Source organism: Actinosynnema sp. NPDC004786 (assembly GCF_053601135.1).
Genome location: NZ_JBSGBG010000008.1, coordinates 1 through 16041, shown reverse-complemented (window position 1 = coordinate 16041; position 16041 = coordinate 1). Strand labels below are relative to the sequence as shown.

Below are 16041 nucleotides of genomic sequence, written 5' to 3'. Positions count from 1 at the left end.
CCCGGCCCCCCGGCTTCGGGGGTCCGCCGCGCGGCCGAACGCGGTCACGGCACCGGCACCGCGTCCGACGGCAGGTCCACGCCCCGGCACAGGCCGAGCACGGCCGCGGCGACGATCGAGCCGCCCTCGCCCAACCCGTCGAGGTAGCGGCGCACGACCACGCGCTCCCGGGCCGGGTCGCCGGCCGGGCCGCCGCCCGCCACGCGCTCCCGCTGGACCTGCCAGGACAGGTCGCGGCGCAGCGCGAGCAGGTGGATCAGGGCGTGGTCGAGCTGGTCGATCCGGTCGCGGTGCTCCGAGGTGGTGGCGCGGTGGGTCGAGTGGTCGGCCATGGCGACGGGGCTCCCTTCGACGGTCCGCCCGGTCGGGCGGTCGGCGGCTCTGCGGGGCGCGGGACCACCGGTCACGGTGCGCCGGACACGGCCAGGTCGCCGTCGCGCACGTCGACGGCGACGGCGCGGGCCGCGCGGCGCGCCGCGCGGGCGGCCAGCGGTCCGGCGGGGAACGCGGTGGCGCCGACCTCGACCACGGCGACCGGCCGGCCCGCCTGGACGACCTCCGCGGTCGCCCGGAACGACACCTCGCCGGTCCCGGTGTCGTCGCACCGCGTGACGAGCACGCGGATCACGGCCGAGGTCGGGAACAGGAAGTCGCGGAACGTCGTCCGCAGCTCCTCGACCACGAGGTCGTGCGCACCGCGACCGCGTGGTTCGAGGTACCGGCGGCGGACGACGGCGACGAACGCCTGGCGCGCCGCCTCCACCGCGACCGCGCTCCTCAGGTGCGGGCCCGGCCGGTGGTCGAGCAGCAGCTCGTTGTCCCGGTGCAGCCGCAGCCGGGCGGTGTGCAGCCCGGACTCCTCCACCACCGGCTCGGTGACCACGACGTTCTCGTCGCTCTCCTTGCGCACCAGCTCGCGCGGCGCGGGCCGGTCCGCCTCGACGACCAGCCGCACGTCGGCCTTGCCCCACCGGGCCAGCACGTGGCGCAGCACCCGGACCTCCGGGTCGCCCAGCCCCTGTCCCACGTGGACGGCCAGCTCGCCGACCCGGTCGTACCGGCCCGCTTCGAGCGCCCGGACCAGGGACGAGAGGGTCCGGCCGCCCACCACCGCGGCGAAGTCCGCGAAGCGGTCGGCCACGACGTAGACCGCGGTGCTCTCCGGCGACGACATGCGTCCTCCTGCGCTCGGGCGGAGAGGGTCCGCCCGCCGTGGGCACCGTCCGGCGTGGACCCGGTCCAAACGGGATCGTCCTTCGGCGGCAACGGGACTTCCCCGCGTGCCGCAGCGTAGGCGGGCGTGGGAACGGCCGCAATGGCGTCGCGGGCGGGTGGGCTCCCCGGGGCATCACGCGTGGTGATGCGGGTTCCCACCACGGCGTCGTCCTGCGTTCCGGACGGATGACATCGCGGCGCAGGGGTTCCGCGGCGGGGGCGGGCGCGTCGACCACCCGCCCCCGCCGCGGTCGGTCAGCTCGTCAGCCGGAACGTGGCGTCGGCGCGACCCGTCGCGTCCGTGATCGGGTCGAGCCGGAGCTTGTAGTCGTAGTGCCGGATGTACCGATCGGGGTAGTTGTAGGACTGGAACGACGACCACGACGCCGAAGCGAGCCCGGCGACCTGGCGGAACGTCGCGTCGGACTTGAACGTCGCGGTCCCGTCGTCCGGGGCCAGCACGAAGTCGAAGCCGTAGTGCCGCAGGTAGTAGCCGGGGTAGTTGACCGACTGGAACGACACCGTGCCGGAACCCGCCAGGCCGGGCATGACGCGGAACTGGGCGTCCTGCGCCGGGCTGACGTTCGGGTCGATGCGCACGTCGAAGTCGGCGTGCCGCACGTACCGGTCCTGGTGGGTGTAGGCCTGGATGCGGGCGACCGGCGCGGACGTGCCCCACTTGGCCAGCACGCGGCTCTCCTCGGCGGCGGTGAGGTTGAGGATCGACCCGTGGCGCTTGCGGGTGCCGCCGAGCTGGTAGTCGGTGCGGGTGGCGAAGTTGCGCGTGCTGCCCAGGTTCGTGGACGTGACCGGCATGTAGCCGCGGCCGGTGGCGTACTGGTCCAGCCACAGCGCCCACTCGGCGCGCCCGTTGAACTGCATCCACATCGGGCCCTCCACGACGTTGCCGCCGGTGGCGCCGTTGGAGATGCCCATGTGCGACAGGTCGCCGATCCTGGTCCACGTGCCCAGGACGGAGTTGCTCGCCTCGATGGTGATCTGGCCGTCCGCCGACGCGCGGTAGTAGCGGTAACCGCCCGCGCTGCCGGGCGCCTCGACGATCTGGGTGTCGATGATGCCCTGCCCCTGGCCGCGGTCGATGTAGAGCACCGGTGAGCCGACCGACCGGAAGTCCCGGGTGCGCACGTAGTAGATGCGGTGCTTCTTGACGCCGTTCAGCGTCGCGTTCGTGGCCCAGTAGACGACGTAGTCGCCGGACGACGGGTCGTAGATGGCCTCCGGCGCCCAGGCGTTGCCCGCGCCGGAGATGCCGCCCGCCACGTTCAGCAGCCGCGGCGACGACCAGTTCACCAGGTCCGAGGACTCCCACACGACCAGCGACTTGCTGCCGTTGTTCGCCGCGTCGGACCACGACGTGCCGGAGGCGATCCGCAGGTCCGTGGCGATGATCCAGTACCGGTCGCCCGCGGGGGAGCGGACCAGCGCGGGGTCGCGCACGCCGCGCGTGCCGACCGTGGACAGCAGCACGGGCGCGCCGTTGTTCAGGTCGGTCCAGCGCAGGCCGTCGCGGCTGTGGGCGAGGTAGATCTGCTCGCCGTTGGCGTGCTCGCCGGTGAAGTGCGCCATCAGGTAGCCGGTGAACGGCTCCAGCGCCTCCGCCCTCCGGTCGGTCGTCACCGACCAGGACGTGAACAGCAGGACCACGGCGGCCAGCAGCGCGCCGGTCCTCGTCAGTGCTCGGGGCACGGGTGATCTCCTTTGATCACAGGGTGGGGACGATCGGGCTGATGGTGCCGTCGCCGTTGAACGTCATCCGGTCGACGGTCACCTCGCGGTTGGTGCCGTTGCCCGCGGGCACGGCGAAGCGGTGGTAGGCGACGTACCAGGTGTCCGTGCCGGGCGCGCGTACGACCGAGTGGTGGCCGGTGCCCTTGATGCCCAGCTCCAGGCGCTTCTGCAACACCACCCCGCGCTTGGTCCACGGCCCGACCGGCGACGGGCCGGTGGCGTAGGCGACCTGGTAGTTCTCGTCACGGGTGTCGTTCTCCGACCACATGAAGTAGTAGGTGCCGTTGCGCTTGAACACGAACGACGCCTCGCGGTAGCCGGGTGGTGTGATGGTGCGGACCTTCGTCGCGTCGAACGAGACCATGTCCGCGTTGAGCGGCACCACGTACGCGCCGCCGTTGCCCCAGTACAGGTAGGACTGGCCGTCGTCGTCGGTGAACACCATGGGGTCGATGGCCTGGCCGGGGTGGGAGCCGGCCCGCACCAGCGGCCTGCCGAGCGCGTCGCGGAACGGGCCGGTGGGCGAGTCGGACACCGCGACGCCGAGGTGCTTGGCCGTGTCGCCGGACGCCGCCCCGCCGCTGAAGTACAGGTAGTACCGGCCGTTCTTGGCGGCCACGGCGGGCGCCCAGGCGGAGTCGTCCGCCCACGACACGTCCGGCCGCAGGTCGAGCACGACGCCGTGGCTCGTCCAGTTCACCAGGTCGGTCGAGGAGAACGCCTGGTAGTGCGGCGACGCCCAACCCGCGTAGCCGTCCGTGGTCGGGTAGAGGTAGTAGCGGCCGTTGAAGTGCGCGATGTGCGGGTCGGCGAACAACCCCGGGACGACCGGTCCCCTGGTGGTCTTCGGCGTCCACGGCGCGGTGAGCCGGAACGAGCTGTCGTCGCGGAACCGGGCGGTGTCCTGGTAGGGGTCCACCCACAGCTCGTAGTCCCGGTGCCGCAGCCGCCGGTCCGGCGCGTTGACCGGCGCGAGCGACACGGAGCCCGTGACCGAGCCGGGCCCGGCGCAGAACGTCGCGTCCTCGCGGAACTGGGCCGTGCCGGTGTTCGCCTCCAGCCGCAGCCGCCAGTCGCGGTGGCGCAGGAACATCCCGTTGGCCGCCTGGAACGAGGAGCACGACGGCGAGGCGAGGCCCGGGACGACGGTGACCGTCGCGTCCTGCTTGACCTGGGCCGGGCTGCCCGACGTGACGGCGTCGACCCGGCCGAGGTAGTCGAGGTGGCGGACGTAGCGGCCGGGGAGGTCCACCGCCTCCAACGATCGCGCGCCCGAGGGCAGCTCGGCCGCGACCGCCGTCGGCGCGGGGAGGGCCAGGAGGGACAGGGCGAGCGGCAACGCCGCGAGGGCGCTCCTCCGTCGACGCATGGACGGCTCCGATCTTCGTCGGTCGGGGCGGTGCGTGGGGCGGCGGCGGTTGTTAGCGCTAACAGCTAACGGTAGGACGACAGCGTTCGAGGTCGTGCCGCGTGTCCGGAGGTCGTCGTCGTGGCAGCGCGATCCATCTCGGGGTTGGGCGAATGGAGCTGCGATGGCATCACGGCGGACTCCTCGCGTCGTTGCGGTCCAGCGAGGAGTCTGGCACTTGTTTGCGTTAACATCAAGCGCCCGTCGACCGGCACCACGCCAGAGCGCCCCGGCCCGGCGCGCTCTGGCCGAGCTTGCGCGTCGGCTCCTGCTTCACGGTCAAGACCGCCCGCCGGTGCCGGCGCGGCGTGTTCCCGTGCCGGCCGCGGTCGGGCCGGCGGCGGCCTCGAACCGTGGCAGGTGGACGGTGGTCGTCCGGTGTGGACGGTCGGTCGGCCACCCGTCGGGGAGGGCTCCTTGCGGCCGTCGGATACCTAGTACTACTATGCCTCGCAGTTCTAGGGTCACGGGAGGACCGGTGAAAGTCGCGAAGGACCTCGTGGCCGCCTCGGCGACGCCGATGGTGCTCGGCATCCTGGCCGAGGCGGACAGCTACGGCTACGCCATCCTCCGGCGGATCAACGAGCTGTCCGGCGGCGAGCTGGACTGGACCGAAGGGCTGCTCTACCCGCTGCTGCACCGGCTCGAACGCCTCGGGCACGTGGAGTCGAGCTGGCAGTCCGCGGCCGGCGAACGGCGGCGCAAGTACTACCGGATCACGCGCACCGGCCTGGCGGAGCTGGCCGAGCAGCGCCGCCAGTGGGAGACGGTCGTGGACGCGCTCCGGGAGGTGTGGCCGCGCCCCGACGACCAGCGGCCGTTCAGCGCGATCCCGTGGGGAGGTCCGGCGTGACCGGCGGTCCGGACGAGCTGGAGGCCCAGTTCTCCCAGTGGCGGCAGTACGTGCGGCGACGGCGGGAGCTGGCCGGGCCCGACGTCGAGGAGCTGGAAGACCACCTGCGCGGCTCGGTGGACGACCTGCGCGCCGCCGGCCTGCACGCCGACGAGGCGTTCCTGGTCGCGGTCAAGCGCATGGGCAGCCTGGACGACCTGTCCCGCGAGTTCGCCCGCGAGCACTCGGAACGCCTGTGGAAGCAACTGGTGCTGACCGGCGGCGACGGCGCGGCGACCGGCGGTCGGCCCCGGCGCGACCTGCTCGTCCTGGTGCTCTGCGCGGTGGGCGCGGCGGTCTCGGTCAAGGCGCCCGAGCTGTTCGGCCTGGACCCGGAGCACGATCCCGCGTTCTACGGGCCGAACGTCGGCCTGCTCACCCTGCCGTGGCTGGCCGGGTTCCTGGCCTGGCGCCGCCGCGCCGCGCGGGCGGTGGTCGGCGTGCTGCTCGGGTTGTTCGCGCTCGGCGCGGTGGCGGCCAACGCCTTCCCGCTCGCGGACGGCTCCCAGTCGCTCGTGGTGACGAGCGTCCACCTCCCGATCGCGCTGTGGTTCGTCGTGGGCCTGGCGTACGTGTCCGACGACCTGCGCGCCTCGCGCCGCCGCATGGACTTCGTCCGCTTCACCGGCGAGTGGTTCGTGTACTACGTGCTCATCGCGCTGGGCGGCGGCGTGCTGACCGCGTTCGTGTTCGGCACGTTCGAGGCCATCGGGATCTCGCCCGAGACGTTCGTCGGGCGGTGGCTCATCCCGTGCGGCGCGGCGGCGGCGACGGTGGTGGCCGCGTGGCTCGTGGAGGCCAAGCAGAGCGTGGTGGAGAACATCGCGCCGGTGCTCACCCGGCTGTTCACGCCGCTGTTCACCGCGGTGCTGCTGGCGTTCCTGGTGACGTTCGGCGTCACCAGCTCCGGCATCGACGTGGAGCGCGAGGCGTTGATCCTGTTCGACCTGCTGCTGGTCGTGGTGCTCGGGCTGCTGCTCTACTCGATCTCGGCACGCGACCCGCTGGCCCCGCCCGGCCTGTTCGACAAGCTCCAGCTCGCCCTCGTGGTCAGCGCGCTGGTGATCGACGCGCTGGTGCTGTGGGAGATCACCGGCCGCATCACGGAGTACGGCACCACGCCGAACAAGGCGGCGGCGCTGGGGGAGAACGTCATCCTGCTGGCCAACCTCGCGTGGTCGGCGTGGCTGGTGCTGGGCCTGGTCCGCAGGCGCCGGCCGTTCGCCGCGCTCGAACGCTGGCAGACCGCCTACCTGCCGGTGTTCGCGGTGTGGGCCTGGGTGGTGGTCCTGGTCTTCCCGCCGCTGTTCGGCTACGCCTGAGCGAGCAGCGCGCGGGCCTCGTCCCGGCACAGCTCGCTCCACCGGGCCAGGTCGCGGGCGGCCCGGCGGCGGACGTGCCGCGGCACGGACCCGTCCCGGGCCACGGCCCGCACGCCGACGGCCGCCTGCTCCCGGACGTCCCGCGTCAGCTCGACCGCCGCCTCCGCGCACCGCACCCGGGCCGTCGCGGGCACGTCCGCGTCCCGGGCCATCGCGACCAGGTCCAGTGCCGCTTCGACCGGCTCCACCACACCGATCGCCTGGAGGGCTTTGCACCGTCGCAGCGGGTGGGGTGTGCCGACCAGTTCGCGCAGGGCCGTCATCGCCGCTCGGCGGGCCGCCGGCGCGGTGTCGACCAGAGTGTGCGCGGACCGGATGCGCACGGTCGTCGGCACGGTCTCGTCGGCCAGCAGCGCGAGCAGCGCCTCGGTGGCGGGCTCGCGCCCACCGGGTCCGAGCCACGTCAGGTCGTACGCCGCCCGCCGCCGCAATGCCGGGCGCATGGCCGGGTCGGTCGCGATCGAGCGCGCGAGGCGGGCCGCGGCGGCGCGGTCGGCGACGTCGTGCCCGACCAGCCGGAACGCCGCCCACAACCGGACCGCCGGCGGGGTGCGCGGGCTGTCCCGCATCGCCCGCACCGGGTCGAGCCCTTCGTGGTGCCGCAACGCGTACCGGAACGCCAGCCGATCCCGGTCCGACGTGCCCGGCTCGTGGACGACCGCGCGCACGAACTCCACCACGGACTCCGGGAGCCTGGCGGTGATCTCGGTCAGTAAGCGGACCGCTCGGACCCGGTCCCGGCGCGGGAGCGCTTCGTCGGCCACCTGGTCGACCGCGTCGTCCACCACCCGCCGCCACAGCGCCGGTGTCAGCTCGGAGAGGGCCTTGCGCGCGCGGTAGGCGGTGCCCGGCGACGCGGCCAGGGCCTCCAGCTCCCGGACGGCCTCCGGCACGAACGCCGTGGACAACCCGGCCAGCGCCGAGGCCGCCGCCACCCGGTCCTCGGCGGAGGTCTCCGGTGCCGCAAGCGCCTCGCGCACCTCGGCCTCCGCCTCCGCGAACAGCGGCAGGTCGTCCCAGTGGTCCGCCACCGGCACGCGTCGGCGCAGGGACGCGGACCGGTCGGCGAGCAGCACCCGTTCCACGGCGGTGCGCGCTTGCCGGTCCAGGGGAGCGATCAGGCGGCGGTGGGGCGCGTTGATCCGGAACTGCCGGAGCAGCGCGCCGACGACGTGCGCGTACTCGTCCACGTCCCACGGCTCGATGACCATCGACCACTCGGTGGCGGAAGCGCGGTCCTCGGCCACGGCTGTCGGATCGTTGACCTGGTGGCGCAGGAAGGCGCGTGCCGTGGAGGTGTGGTTCCGATCCAGTTCCGCCAGGTGGTAGGCGGCGGTGTGGCGACGGGAAGGGGTTTCCCGGTCGGCGTCGACCACGCCGAGGTGGAACGCGAGCGCCTCGGCGCGCATGCCGGGGTCTCGCTCCGTGAGGAGCTGATATGCCTCACCACGGGTATGGACCTCCAGGAACTCGTCGCGGGCCATACCCCGGAGCACGGCGAGCGCACGGTCCCGTTCGGCCGGCACGAAGTCGTGCACCAGGGTCGCGGCCGTCCGGCGCACGGTGGCGAGGGCGTCGCGGTCCGCCATGACGGCCGCGAGCCCCGGGACGGCCTCGACCGCGATCGGTTCCGCCACGGTCTTCCACGAACGCCGGTCGACCGCCTGTGCGTCCAGGATGTCCGGGACCTCGGCGGGCACGAGCCGGGCCAGCACGACGGCGGCGTCGTACCGGCTCGCCGTCATGATCGGACCGTGGAAGACCACCGACCTCAGCGCGGTCACGACGTCATCGCCGGTGGCGAAGCCGAGGTGGTCCAGCGCCTGCACGACCCGCCAGACCCCGGCGGCCGGGCGGAGGCCCCGGGACAGCACGTCCCGCAGTACCCCGGCCATCGCGGCGCGGTGGCTGCGACCGAGCTGCCGGCAGATCCGCGCCACGTAGGGGAAATCCATCTCCGGCGCGGTGGCCGAGCGCACCAGCTCGCACAGGTGGTCCGCGACGGCCCGGTGGAACGGTCGACCCAGGGAGATCAGGCCCTCGGCCGCCGAGAGCCGGGCCCGGTAGCCGTGCGCGGGATCGGCGAGGATCGGCAGCAGCGCCCGGGCGATCAGGTGGTGGTCCTCGTCCGACCGCGCGTAGGCCGATGCGTGGTCGAACATGTTGGGCAGGTTCCGGTCCGCCGCCCGCGTGCCGTCGAGGAACGCGTCGAGGGCTTGGCCGTGGTAGGCGGTATCGAGGTTGAGCAGCGCTCGCCACGCGTTCAGCGCAGTGTTCCGGTCGGACTGTGTGCGCGTGAGGGCCAGGAGGGCGGACTTGGCCTCGTCGTGGAACTCCGGTCCCGCCTGGAGCACCTGCTCCGCGGCCATGCGCCGCTGCTGCGGTGGCAAGCCGAGGTCGGTGGGCAGGCGCCGCAGGCGCGCCAATGCCCTCGTCCGGTGCGGTTCGCCGAGCTTCGTGAGCTGGGCGAGGGCGATCGCGTGGTCGAACCCGGTGCCGTGCTGGGCGGTGGCGATCTCCCACAACGCGTCGGTGGCCTCCGAGTGGTACCGCGGATCGAGGTCGGCCAGCTCTTTCGCGGCCCAGAGGACGGTGTTCGCGGTCGAACGGCGGTCCGCGATCACGCGTCGCAGGTGGTCGGCCGCCGTCCCGGCGGCTTCCGGTCCCAGGTCGCCCAGCCGTGACGCGCACTGCCACCGGTCGGCCAGGCCGAGACCGGGTTCGGCCAGGACGGCGACCAGGTGGCCGGCCGCCGCGTCGCGGTGCTGCGGGCCCAGCTCACCGAGGATGTGCGCCGCCTGCGAGCGGTCGCCGAGCGGCCGACGCCGGTCGTTGACCAGGGCGGTGAGCGCGTCGGCGGCTTCGGCGGTCGCGTCCGGGCCGAGGGAGGCCAGGCCGAGGGCGGCGTCACGGCGGCCGGTCATGCTGTCCACCGGGTCGCGCAGCACGGCCCGGAACACCTCGGCACCGTGCTCGTAGAACTCCGAGCCGATCTCGACCAGGCCGGTCGCGGCCTCGACCAGGTCGTCCGGCGGGGTCTCGTCGCTCGTGGTCAACGCCTGCAACGCCGTGACCCCGAACGCCCGCTCGGCTCGGCCGAACGCGGCCAGGACCACGGCGGCGGTGCGGCAGGCGTAACCGGACGCCAGCGGGTTGTCCAGCACGGCCCTCAGCCCGCGCGCGGACGCTTCCCGCGCGGTCGCGCCGCACTCCGCCAGCGCCTCACCGGCGGCCAGGCGTTCCGACACCGAGACGGACGGGTGGTCCACCAGCGCGGTCAGGTAGTCGAGGGCTTCCGCCTCGTGCGTGCCGCGCAGCCGGGTGGCCAGCGCCGACGCCGCCTCGGTGCGCGAGTCGGCGGGGGCGTTGCCGGTGCGCATGAGCGCGACCAGCCAGTCCGCGAGACCGGGGTGGTGGGTGGCGCGACCGGCCTGGGCGAGGATCTCGGAGCCGGGGTACTGGCTCGTCATGGCCCAGCCCCAGACCGTGGTCAGGAAGTCGTCCACGACGGCCGTGCTCGCCGGGACCCGCTTGGCCAGCAGGCGGGCGGCGAGCAGGTGGGTCTCGGCGTCGCCCGCGTGCAGCCACCGGACCAGCGGGTCGGCCTCCGTCGGGCGCAGGCGCGTGTAGTGCAGCAGGACCGAGCGGGCGAACCCGCCGCGCTCCTTCGGCCGGGCCGCGTGGACGGTGCGCACGAAGCCGTCGTGCTCCGGGGTGAACCGCTCGGGGAACTCGCGGGCCAGCGAGGTCGCGGCCAGGTGCTCGGCGAAGCTGTGGTGCAGGAACCGCAGGTCGTCGCCGCGCATCACCAGCGGCCCGACCGAGACCAGGAACGTGGTCAGCGCCTCCGGCCAGTCGGCGGGCAGGGTGTGCGGGGGCACCCGGTCGCGGACCCACGACCGGGCCGCCGACACCAGCGACGTGTCGGTTTCCGACCGGGTGCGGCCCAGGTGCTCCAGCAGGTCGTCGCGGTAGGTCTCGAACGGACCGGCGGACGTGCGCGCCGACCGCAGGAACGCCAGGTACGCCTCGTACAGCTCGTACTGGTTGTCCGGCAGCGGCCGGTCGCCCCGCCGGGAGAACACGATCGCGGCGATCGTGGCCAGCAGCGGCACGCGGACCAGCTCGTCCAGGTGCGCCTCGCGGACCTGGCGCAGGAACCGGTCCGCCGTCGGCTCGCCCTCCTCGGCGAACCAGGTGCGGGCGAACGAGCGCAGGGCCTCCTCGTCGAACGGCAGCAGCTCGTAGCGGGCCGCCCCGATGCGGTGCAGCGGGGCCAGCGCCGCGCCCTCCACCGGCCGGGTGGTCACCACGACCCGGTACGGCCCACCGGACGCCCACGCGGCCAGCACGGCGGCCAGCCGGTCGCGGTCGGCCGCCGCCGCCACCTCGTCCACCGCGTCCACCAGCAGCAGCCACCGCGCCCCGGCCACCCGGTCGCCGAACGCGTCCGCGTCGACCGGGCTGCGCAGCAACGCGCCGTACTCGGCTTGCGCGCTCTCCGCCAACGCCTGCGGGAAGGGCAGGTCGAGCCGGGTCGCCAGCTCGCGCGCGGTCAACCGCAGCGGCACGACGGGTTCGGCGATCGGCACGCCTCCCGGCTCGCCGCACCGCCCGGCCGCCAGGTCCGCTGCGAGCCGCAGCGACAGCGTGGACTTGCCCTGGCCCGCGCCGCCCGTGATCAGCAGGTGGTCGTCGCCGTCCAACGCCTCCCGCACGGCCCGCGCGGGCGGCCGCACCGCCACCCTCGGCGCGGGCGGGCGGGGCGCCTCCACCAGCCGCCCGTCGCCGTCCAGGATCGGGGTCGGCCGCGACACCTCGGCGTGCGGCTCCTCCGCGCCCGTGCCGAGGTCCTGCCGCACGTAGACCGCGGCCAGCGACGGTCGCCGCGCCCCCGGCAGCCGGTACGGCAGCTCGTGCGCCGCCCGGACCTGCGCCCGCAGCAACGACAGCACGCCCACCGGCAGCCCGCCGGGGTCCGCCGGCGGCGCCCCGCCGACGTGGACGTGCACGCCGCCGTGGACCACACCGGCCTGCACGCTCGGCCCGAGGACGGGACCGGCGACGACGTTCGAGGTCACCGGCCGGTCGTCCTGTCGCACCGCGCAGCCCCTCCGCCGACGTGCCGAAGCGAGTGGTGATCCACGCTACCGGAGCCGGGACATCGGTCGGTGCGGCTTCGCGGACCTGACGTACCGTGGTCGTTGACGACCTCACTTTCGTCCATTCGAGCATGACTTTTGTCAAATTGCTCCAAAAGTCTTGCTGACTTCAGTCGATCCGAAACAGAATCGGCGTCGCCTCGGCCTGTGAGCCGGACCACATCCAGATCGGGGGATGCTCGTGGAACGAACGGGTCTGTGGTTGATCGGCGCGCGCGGGTCGGTGGCGACCACGGCGGTGTGCGGGCTGCTCGGCCTGCGCGCCGGCCTGGTGCCGCCGACCGGTTGCGTCACCGAACTGCTGGAGGCCGACCTGCCGCCGTGGGACTCGCTGGTGGTCGGCGGGCACGACGTGGTCTCCACACCGCTGGTGAAACGGGCCGAGCAGTTGGCGCGGGCGGGCGTGGTCCCGGCCGAACTCCTCGGTCCGATCGCGGACGGGCTGCGCGAGGCGCAGGCCGAGCTGCGCGACGTGCCGGTGGGCGCGCAGGCCGAGGTCGCGACGCGGCTGGCGGACGACCTGGCGTCGTTCCGGTCGCGGCACGGCCTGGCCCGCGTCGTGGTGGTCAACGTGGCCTCCACCGAGCCGCCGGTCGACCCGCACCCGGCGCACGCGTCCCTGTCGGCCCTGGAGGAGGCGCTGGCGGCGGGGGAGACCGTGCTGCCGCCCAGTTCCCTGGCGGCCTACGCGGCGTTCAGGGCCGGTTGCCCGTTCGTGGACTTCACCCCGTCCACCGGCGTGACGCCGCCCGCGCTGGCGGAGCTGGCCGCCGCCGTCGGCGTCCCGTACGCGGGGCGGGACGGCAAGACGGGGGAGACCCTGGTGCGGACCGTGCTGGCGCCGATGTTCACCGCGCGGGCGCTGCGCGTGCGGTCGTGGGCGGGGACGAACCTGCTCGGCGGTGGCGACGGCTCGACCCTGGAGGACCCGGCGCACGCGTCGAGCAAGCTGCGGACCAAGGCGTCCGGGCTGGCCGCGCTGCTCGGGCACCCGGTGACCGCGCCCCTGCACATCGACAACGTGCCGGAACTGGGCGAGCAGAAGACCGCCTGGGACCACGTGTCGTTCGAGGGGTTCCTCGGGGCGCGGATGTCGTTGCAGTTCACCTGGACCGGGTTGGACTCGGCGCTGGCCGCGCCGCTGGTGCTCGACCTGGCCCGGCTGCTGGCGGCCGCGCACCGGTCCGGCCGTGTCGGCGTGCAGAGCGCGCTCGGGTTCTTCTTCAAGGACCCGTTGGGTTCGGACGAGCACGGGTTCGCCGAGCAGACCAGGGCGCTGGTCGAGTGGGCGGAGGGGCTGTGAACCCCTACCTCAAGCTCGTTCGCGCGCCCGCGGCGTTGACCGTGCTCGGGGACACGGTCGCCGGGGCGGCCGGCGGGTTGCGCGGGAGGCGGCTGCTGCTGCCGGTGGCGTCGGCCGCGTTGTACTGGTCCGGGATGGCGTTGAACGACTGGGCCGACCGCGACGTGGACGCGGTCGAGCGGCCGGAGCGACCCATCCCGTCCGGCCGGGTGAGCCCGGAGCGGGCGTTGGCGGTGGCGGGCGGGCTCGGCGTGCTCGGGCTGGCGCTCGCGGCGGCGGCCGGCGGTCGTCGGGCGCTGGGCACGGCGGCCGCGCTGACGGGTGCGGTGTGGGCGTACGACGTGGTGCTGAAGGACACCCCGGCCGGTCCGTTCGCGATGGCCGCGTGCCGGGGGTTGGACGTGCTGCTCGGCGCGCCGGCGGACGGGGTGCGCGAGGCGCTGCCCGCCGCGTCGGTGATGGCGGCGCACACCCTGGGGGTGACGGTGCTGTCGCGCGGGGAGGTCCACGGGACGTCGCCGGGGGTGGCGCGGGCGGTGCTGGCGGGCACGGCGGCCACCGCGCTCGCGGCCGTGGCGGCGGGCGCGCGAGGGCTGGGTGAGGCGGGGTCCGGTGGGTCGGCCGGCGTGCGCGACCGGCTTTCGGCGGGTCCGCACGGAGGGCAGCTCGCGGGCGAGCGGCCGGCTGCCGGTGCGCACGGGGGGTCGGCGGCAGGTGCGCACGGAGGACCGGCCGCTGATGCGCACCGAGGACCGGCCGCTGACGCGCACCGAGGACCCGCCGCTGATGCGCGCGGGCGGCGGTCGGCCGGCGCGTTCGGAAGGCGGTCGGCCGGCGTGCGCGACCGGCCGGCAGCCGGTGACCCGGGCCGGTCGCGGGATCGGCGGCCGGTGGGCGCGCGGTCCGCGGTGTGGTCGGCCGTGGGCGCGGCGGTGTACGCGGGCCTGGTGGGACGGGCGCAGTTGGCCGCCGTCCGGTCCGGCGGCGGCGCGGGCGAGGTGCGGGCGGCGACCGCGGCCGGCATCCACGGCATGGTGCCGTTGCAGGCGGCGCTCGCGGCGCGCGGTTCGGTGTGGTCGGCGTTGGCGGTGGCCGGGGCGTTGCCCTTGGCGCGGAAGTTCGGCCGGAAGGTGGGACCGACATGACGATCAGGCTCGGGTACGGCACGAACGGGTTCGCCAACCACCGGTTGGACGACGCGCTCGCCGTCATCGCGGACCTCGGCTACCGCGGCGTCGCGCTCACCCTCGACCACCACCACCTCGACCCCTACGCGCCCGACCTCGCCCGCCGCGTGGACGCCGTGGCGCGCCGGTTGGCGGAGCTGGGCCTCGGCGTCGTCGTGGAGACCGGCGCGCGCTACCTCCTCGACCCCCACCGCAAGCACCACCCGACCCTGGTGTCCGACGGGCAGGTGCGGCGGATCGACTTCCTCGGCCGCGCCATCGCGATCGCCCACGACCTCGACGCCGAGTGCGTGTCCTTCTGGGCGGGGGTCCGGCCGCCCGACGTGCCGCCCGACGAGGCGTGGTCCCGGCTGACGTCCGGCGTGGCCGAGGTGGTGGACCTCGCCGCGCGGGCCGGGGTGCGGCTCGGCCTGGAACCCGAACCGGGTCACGTCGTGGCGCGGCTCGACCAGGCGCTGACCCTGCGGGCCGAGCTGGGCGACCCGGACGTCCTGGGCATCACGCTCGACGTGGGGCACTGCGTGGCCGTCGAACCGGAGGACGCGGCGGCCTGCGTCGCGCGGGCCGGGGACCTGCTCGTCAACGTGCAGCTGGACGACATGCTGCCCGGCGTGCACGAGCACCTGGAGTTCGGCGAGGGGGCGCTGGACCTGCGCAAGACCCTGGCCGCGTTGGAGGACATCGGCTACCGCGGCCTGGCCGCCGTGGAGCTGCCCCGGCACAGCCACGCCGCGCCCGAGGTCGCCCGCCGCGCGATGGCGGCCCTGCGCGCCGCCACCACCCCCGACTGGCTCAGCGAGGCCGAACGCCGGGTCCGCGCCGACCCGGCGGCCATCCGCGCGCTGTTCCCGGCCGCCGGCCGGGCGGTCGGCCGCGGGCCGGTGCGCGCCGAGGAGGACCCGGACGGCCTGGTGCACGGCACGGTGGACGACGCCGCCCGCGCCCGGCTGGTGGCGGCCCTGCCGGACGCCTCCGAGCTGCCCGACCTCTACCGGTTCGGCGACGACGCGGAACGGCGCGGTGTGCTGCGCGGGCTCACCCCCGACACCGACCCGGACGTCGGCCTGCCGCTGGTGCGCGACGCGTTGCGCGCCAACGACACCCGCCTGGTCGCCGCCGCGCTCGGGCCGTTCGCCGCCGCGCACCTCGACCAGCACGCGTGGCGGCACGGCGTGCTGAAGTGCCTGTTCATGGGCGTGCCGCTGGCCGCCGTGCACGACCTGGACCGCCGCGCCGACGACGAACTGCGCCGCATGACCGCCGACTACGCCGCCGAGCGCGAGGCCGCCGGCCGGCCCGTGCCCGCCGACGCCCTGCGCCTGCTGGGGAGGACACCGTGACGATCTTCGACCCGCACGTCCACATGACCTCGCGCACCACCGACGACTACGAGTCGATGGCCGCCGTCGGCATCACGGCGGTGGTCGAGCCCGCGTTCTGGCTGGGCCAGCCGCGCACGAGCGTCGGCTCGTTCACCGACTACTTCGACTCGCTGCTGGGTTGGGAGAGGTTCCGGGCCGCGCAGTTCGGCATCCGGCACCACTGCGCCATCGCGTTGAACCCCAAGGAGGCCAACGACCCCCGGTGCGTCGGCGTGCTCGACGTGCTGCCGCGCTACCTCGCCAAGGACGGGGTGGTGGCGGTGGGTGAGGTGGGTTACGACTCGATGACGCCGGAGGAGGATGTGGCGTTCGCGCGGCAGTTGGAGTTGGCGGTGGATCACGATCTGCCGGTGTTGGTGCA

Annotated in this window: 10 protein-coding genes and 1 pseudogene; 6 read left to right on the top strand and 5 right to left on the bottom strand. The window is 74.6% G+C overall.

Annotation, left to right across the window (positions count from 1 at the left end; all coding sequences use genetic code 11):
- Positions 1 to 44: 44 nt before the first annotated feature.
- From ACWEFJ_RS09110 to ACWEFJ_RS09095, 4 genes are all read right to left on the bottom strand, one after another.
- Positions 45 to 332, bottom strand: a complete 288-nt coding sequence (locus ACWEFJ_RS09110) for a chorismate mutase (RefSeq protein ID WP_449713388.1) — start codon at positions 330 to 332, stop codon at positions 45 to 47.
- Positions 333 to 403: 71 nt separating this feature from the next.
- A complete protein-coding gene (locus tag ACWEFJ_RS09105) occupies positions 404 to 1174 on the bottom strand; it encodes an AfsA-related hotdog domain-containing protein (protein ID WP_449713387.1) in 771 nt (256 codons plus the stop codon).
- Between the two features lie 296 nt (positions 1175 to 1470).
- Positions 1471 to 2922 carry a glycoside hydrolase family 43 protein gene (locus tag ACWEFJ_RS09100; RefSeq protein ID WP_449713386.1) on the bottom strand — a complete coding sequence of 484 codons (1452 nt, stop codon included), beginning with the start codon at positions 2920 to 2922 and terminating at the stop codon, positions 1471 to 1473.
- Positions 2923 to 2938: 16 nt separating this feature from the next.
- Entirely contained in the window at positions 2939 to 4333 is a 1395-nt protein-coding gene (locus ACWEFJ_RS09095) for a family 43 glycosylhydrolase (RefSeq protein ID WP_449713385.1), read from the bottom strand.
- Between the two features lie 517 nt (positions 4334 to 4850).
- Between ACWEFJ_RS09095 and ACWEFJ_RS09090 the strand changes: the two genes are divergently transcribed.
- Both ACWEFJ_RS09090 and ACWEFJ_RS09085 read left to right on the top strand, forming a co-directional pair.
- Complete coding sequence (locus ACWEFJ_RS09090; RefSeq protein ID WP_378095707.1) at positions 4851 to 5225, top strand: PadR family transcriptional regulator; 375 nt, start codon at positions 4851 to 4853, stop codon at positions 5223 to 5225.
- A complete protein-coding gene (locus ACWEFJ_RS09085; RefSeq protein WP_449713384.1) occupies positions 5222 to 6586 on the top strand; it encodes a permease prefix domain 1-containing protein in 1365 nt (454 codons plus the stop codon). Before ACWEFJ_RS09090 ends, ACWEFJ_RS09085 begins: the two co-directional genes overlap by 4 nt.
- 4253 nt (positions 6587 to 10839) lie before the next feature.
- Here the strand turns inward: ACWEFJ_RS09085 and ACWEFJ_RS09080 are convergent.
- Positions 10840 to 11364 (bottom strand): annotated as a pseudogene (locus ACWEFJ_RS09080) (NACHT domain-containing protein); the annotation flags it as partial.
- A 619-nt stretch (positions 11365 to 11983) separates the two neighbouring features.
- On the opposite strand from ACWEFJ_RS09080, the gene ACWEFJ_RS09075 reads away from it, so the two are divergent.
- From ACWEFJ_RS09075 to ACWEFJ_RS09060, 4 genes are all read left to right on the top strand, one after another.
- A complete protein-coding gene (locus tag ACWEFJ_RS09075) occupies positions 11984 to 13111 on the top strand; it encodes an inositol-3-phosphate synthase (RefSeq protein WP_449713383.1) in 1128 nt (375 codons plus the stop codon).
- Positions 13108 to 14256 carry an SCO3242 family prenyltransferase gene (locus ACWEFJ_RS09070; RefSeq protein WP_449713382.1) on the top strand — a complete coding sequence of 383 codons (1149 nt, stop codon included), beginning with the start codon at positions 13108 to 13110 and terminating at the stop codon, positions 14254 to 14256. The genes ACWEFJ_RS09075 and ACWEFJ_RS09070 overlap by 4 nt, the downstream gene beginning before the upstream one ends.
- Positions 14253 to 15638, top strand: a complete 1386-nt coding sequence (locus ACWEFJ_RS09065; RefSeq protein WP_449713381.1) for an EboA domain-containing protein — start codon at positions 14253 to 14255, stop codon at positions 15636 to 15638. The genes ACWEFJ_RS09070 and ACWEFJ_RS09065 overlap by 4 nt, the downstream gene beginning before the upstream one ends.
- Positions 15635 to 16041 (top strand): TatD family hydrolase (locus ACWEFJ_RS09060; RefSeq protein WP_449713380.1); only part of this gene is annotated, 407 nt, incomplete at its 3' end. The genes ACWEFJ_RS09065 and ACWEFJ_RS09060, both read left to right, overlap by 4 nt.

Coding starts and splice junctions, on each gene's coding strand:
- ACWEFJ_RS09110 (WP_449713388.1), bottom strand. CDS start 332: ATGGCCGACCACTCGACCCACCGCGCCACCACCTCGGAGCACCGCGAC.
- ACWEFJ_RS09105 (WP_449713387.1), bottom strand. CDS start 1,174: ATGTCGTCGCCGGAGAGCACCGCGGTCTACGTCGTGGCCGACCGCTTC.
- ACWEFJ_RS09095 (WP_449713385.1), bottom strand. CDS start 4,333: ATGCGTCGACGGAGGAGCGCCCTCGCGGCGTTGCCGCTCGCCCTGTCC.
- ACWEFJ_RS09075 (WP_449713383.1), top strand. CDS start 11,984: ATGCTCGTGGAACGAACGGGTCTGTGGTTGATCGGCGCGCGCGGGTCG.
- ACWEFJ_RS09065 (WP_449713381.1), top strand. CDS start 14,253: ATGACGATCAGGCTCGGGTACGGCACGAACGGGTTCGCCAACCACCGG.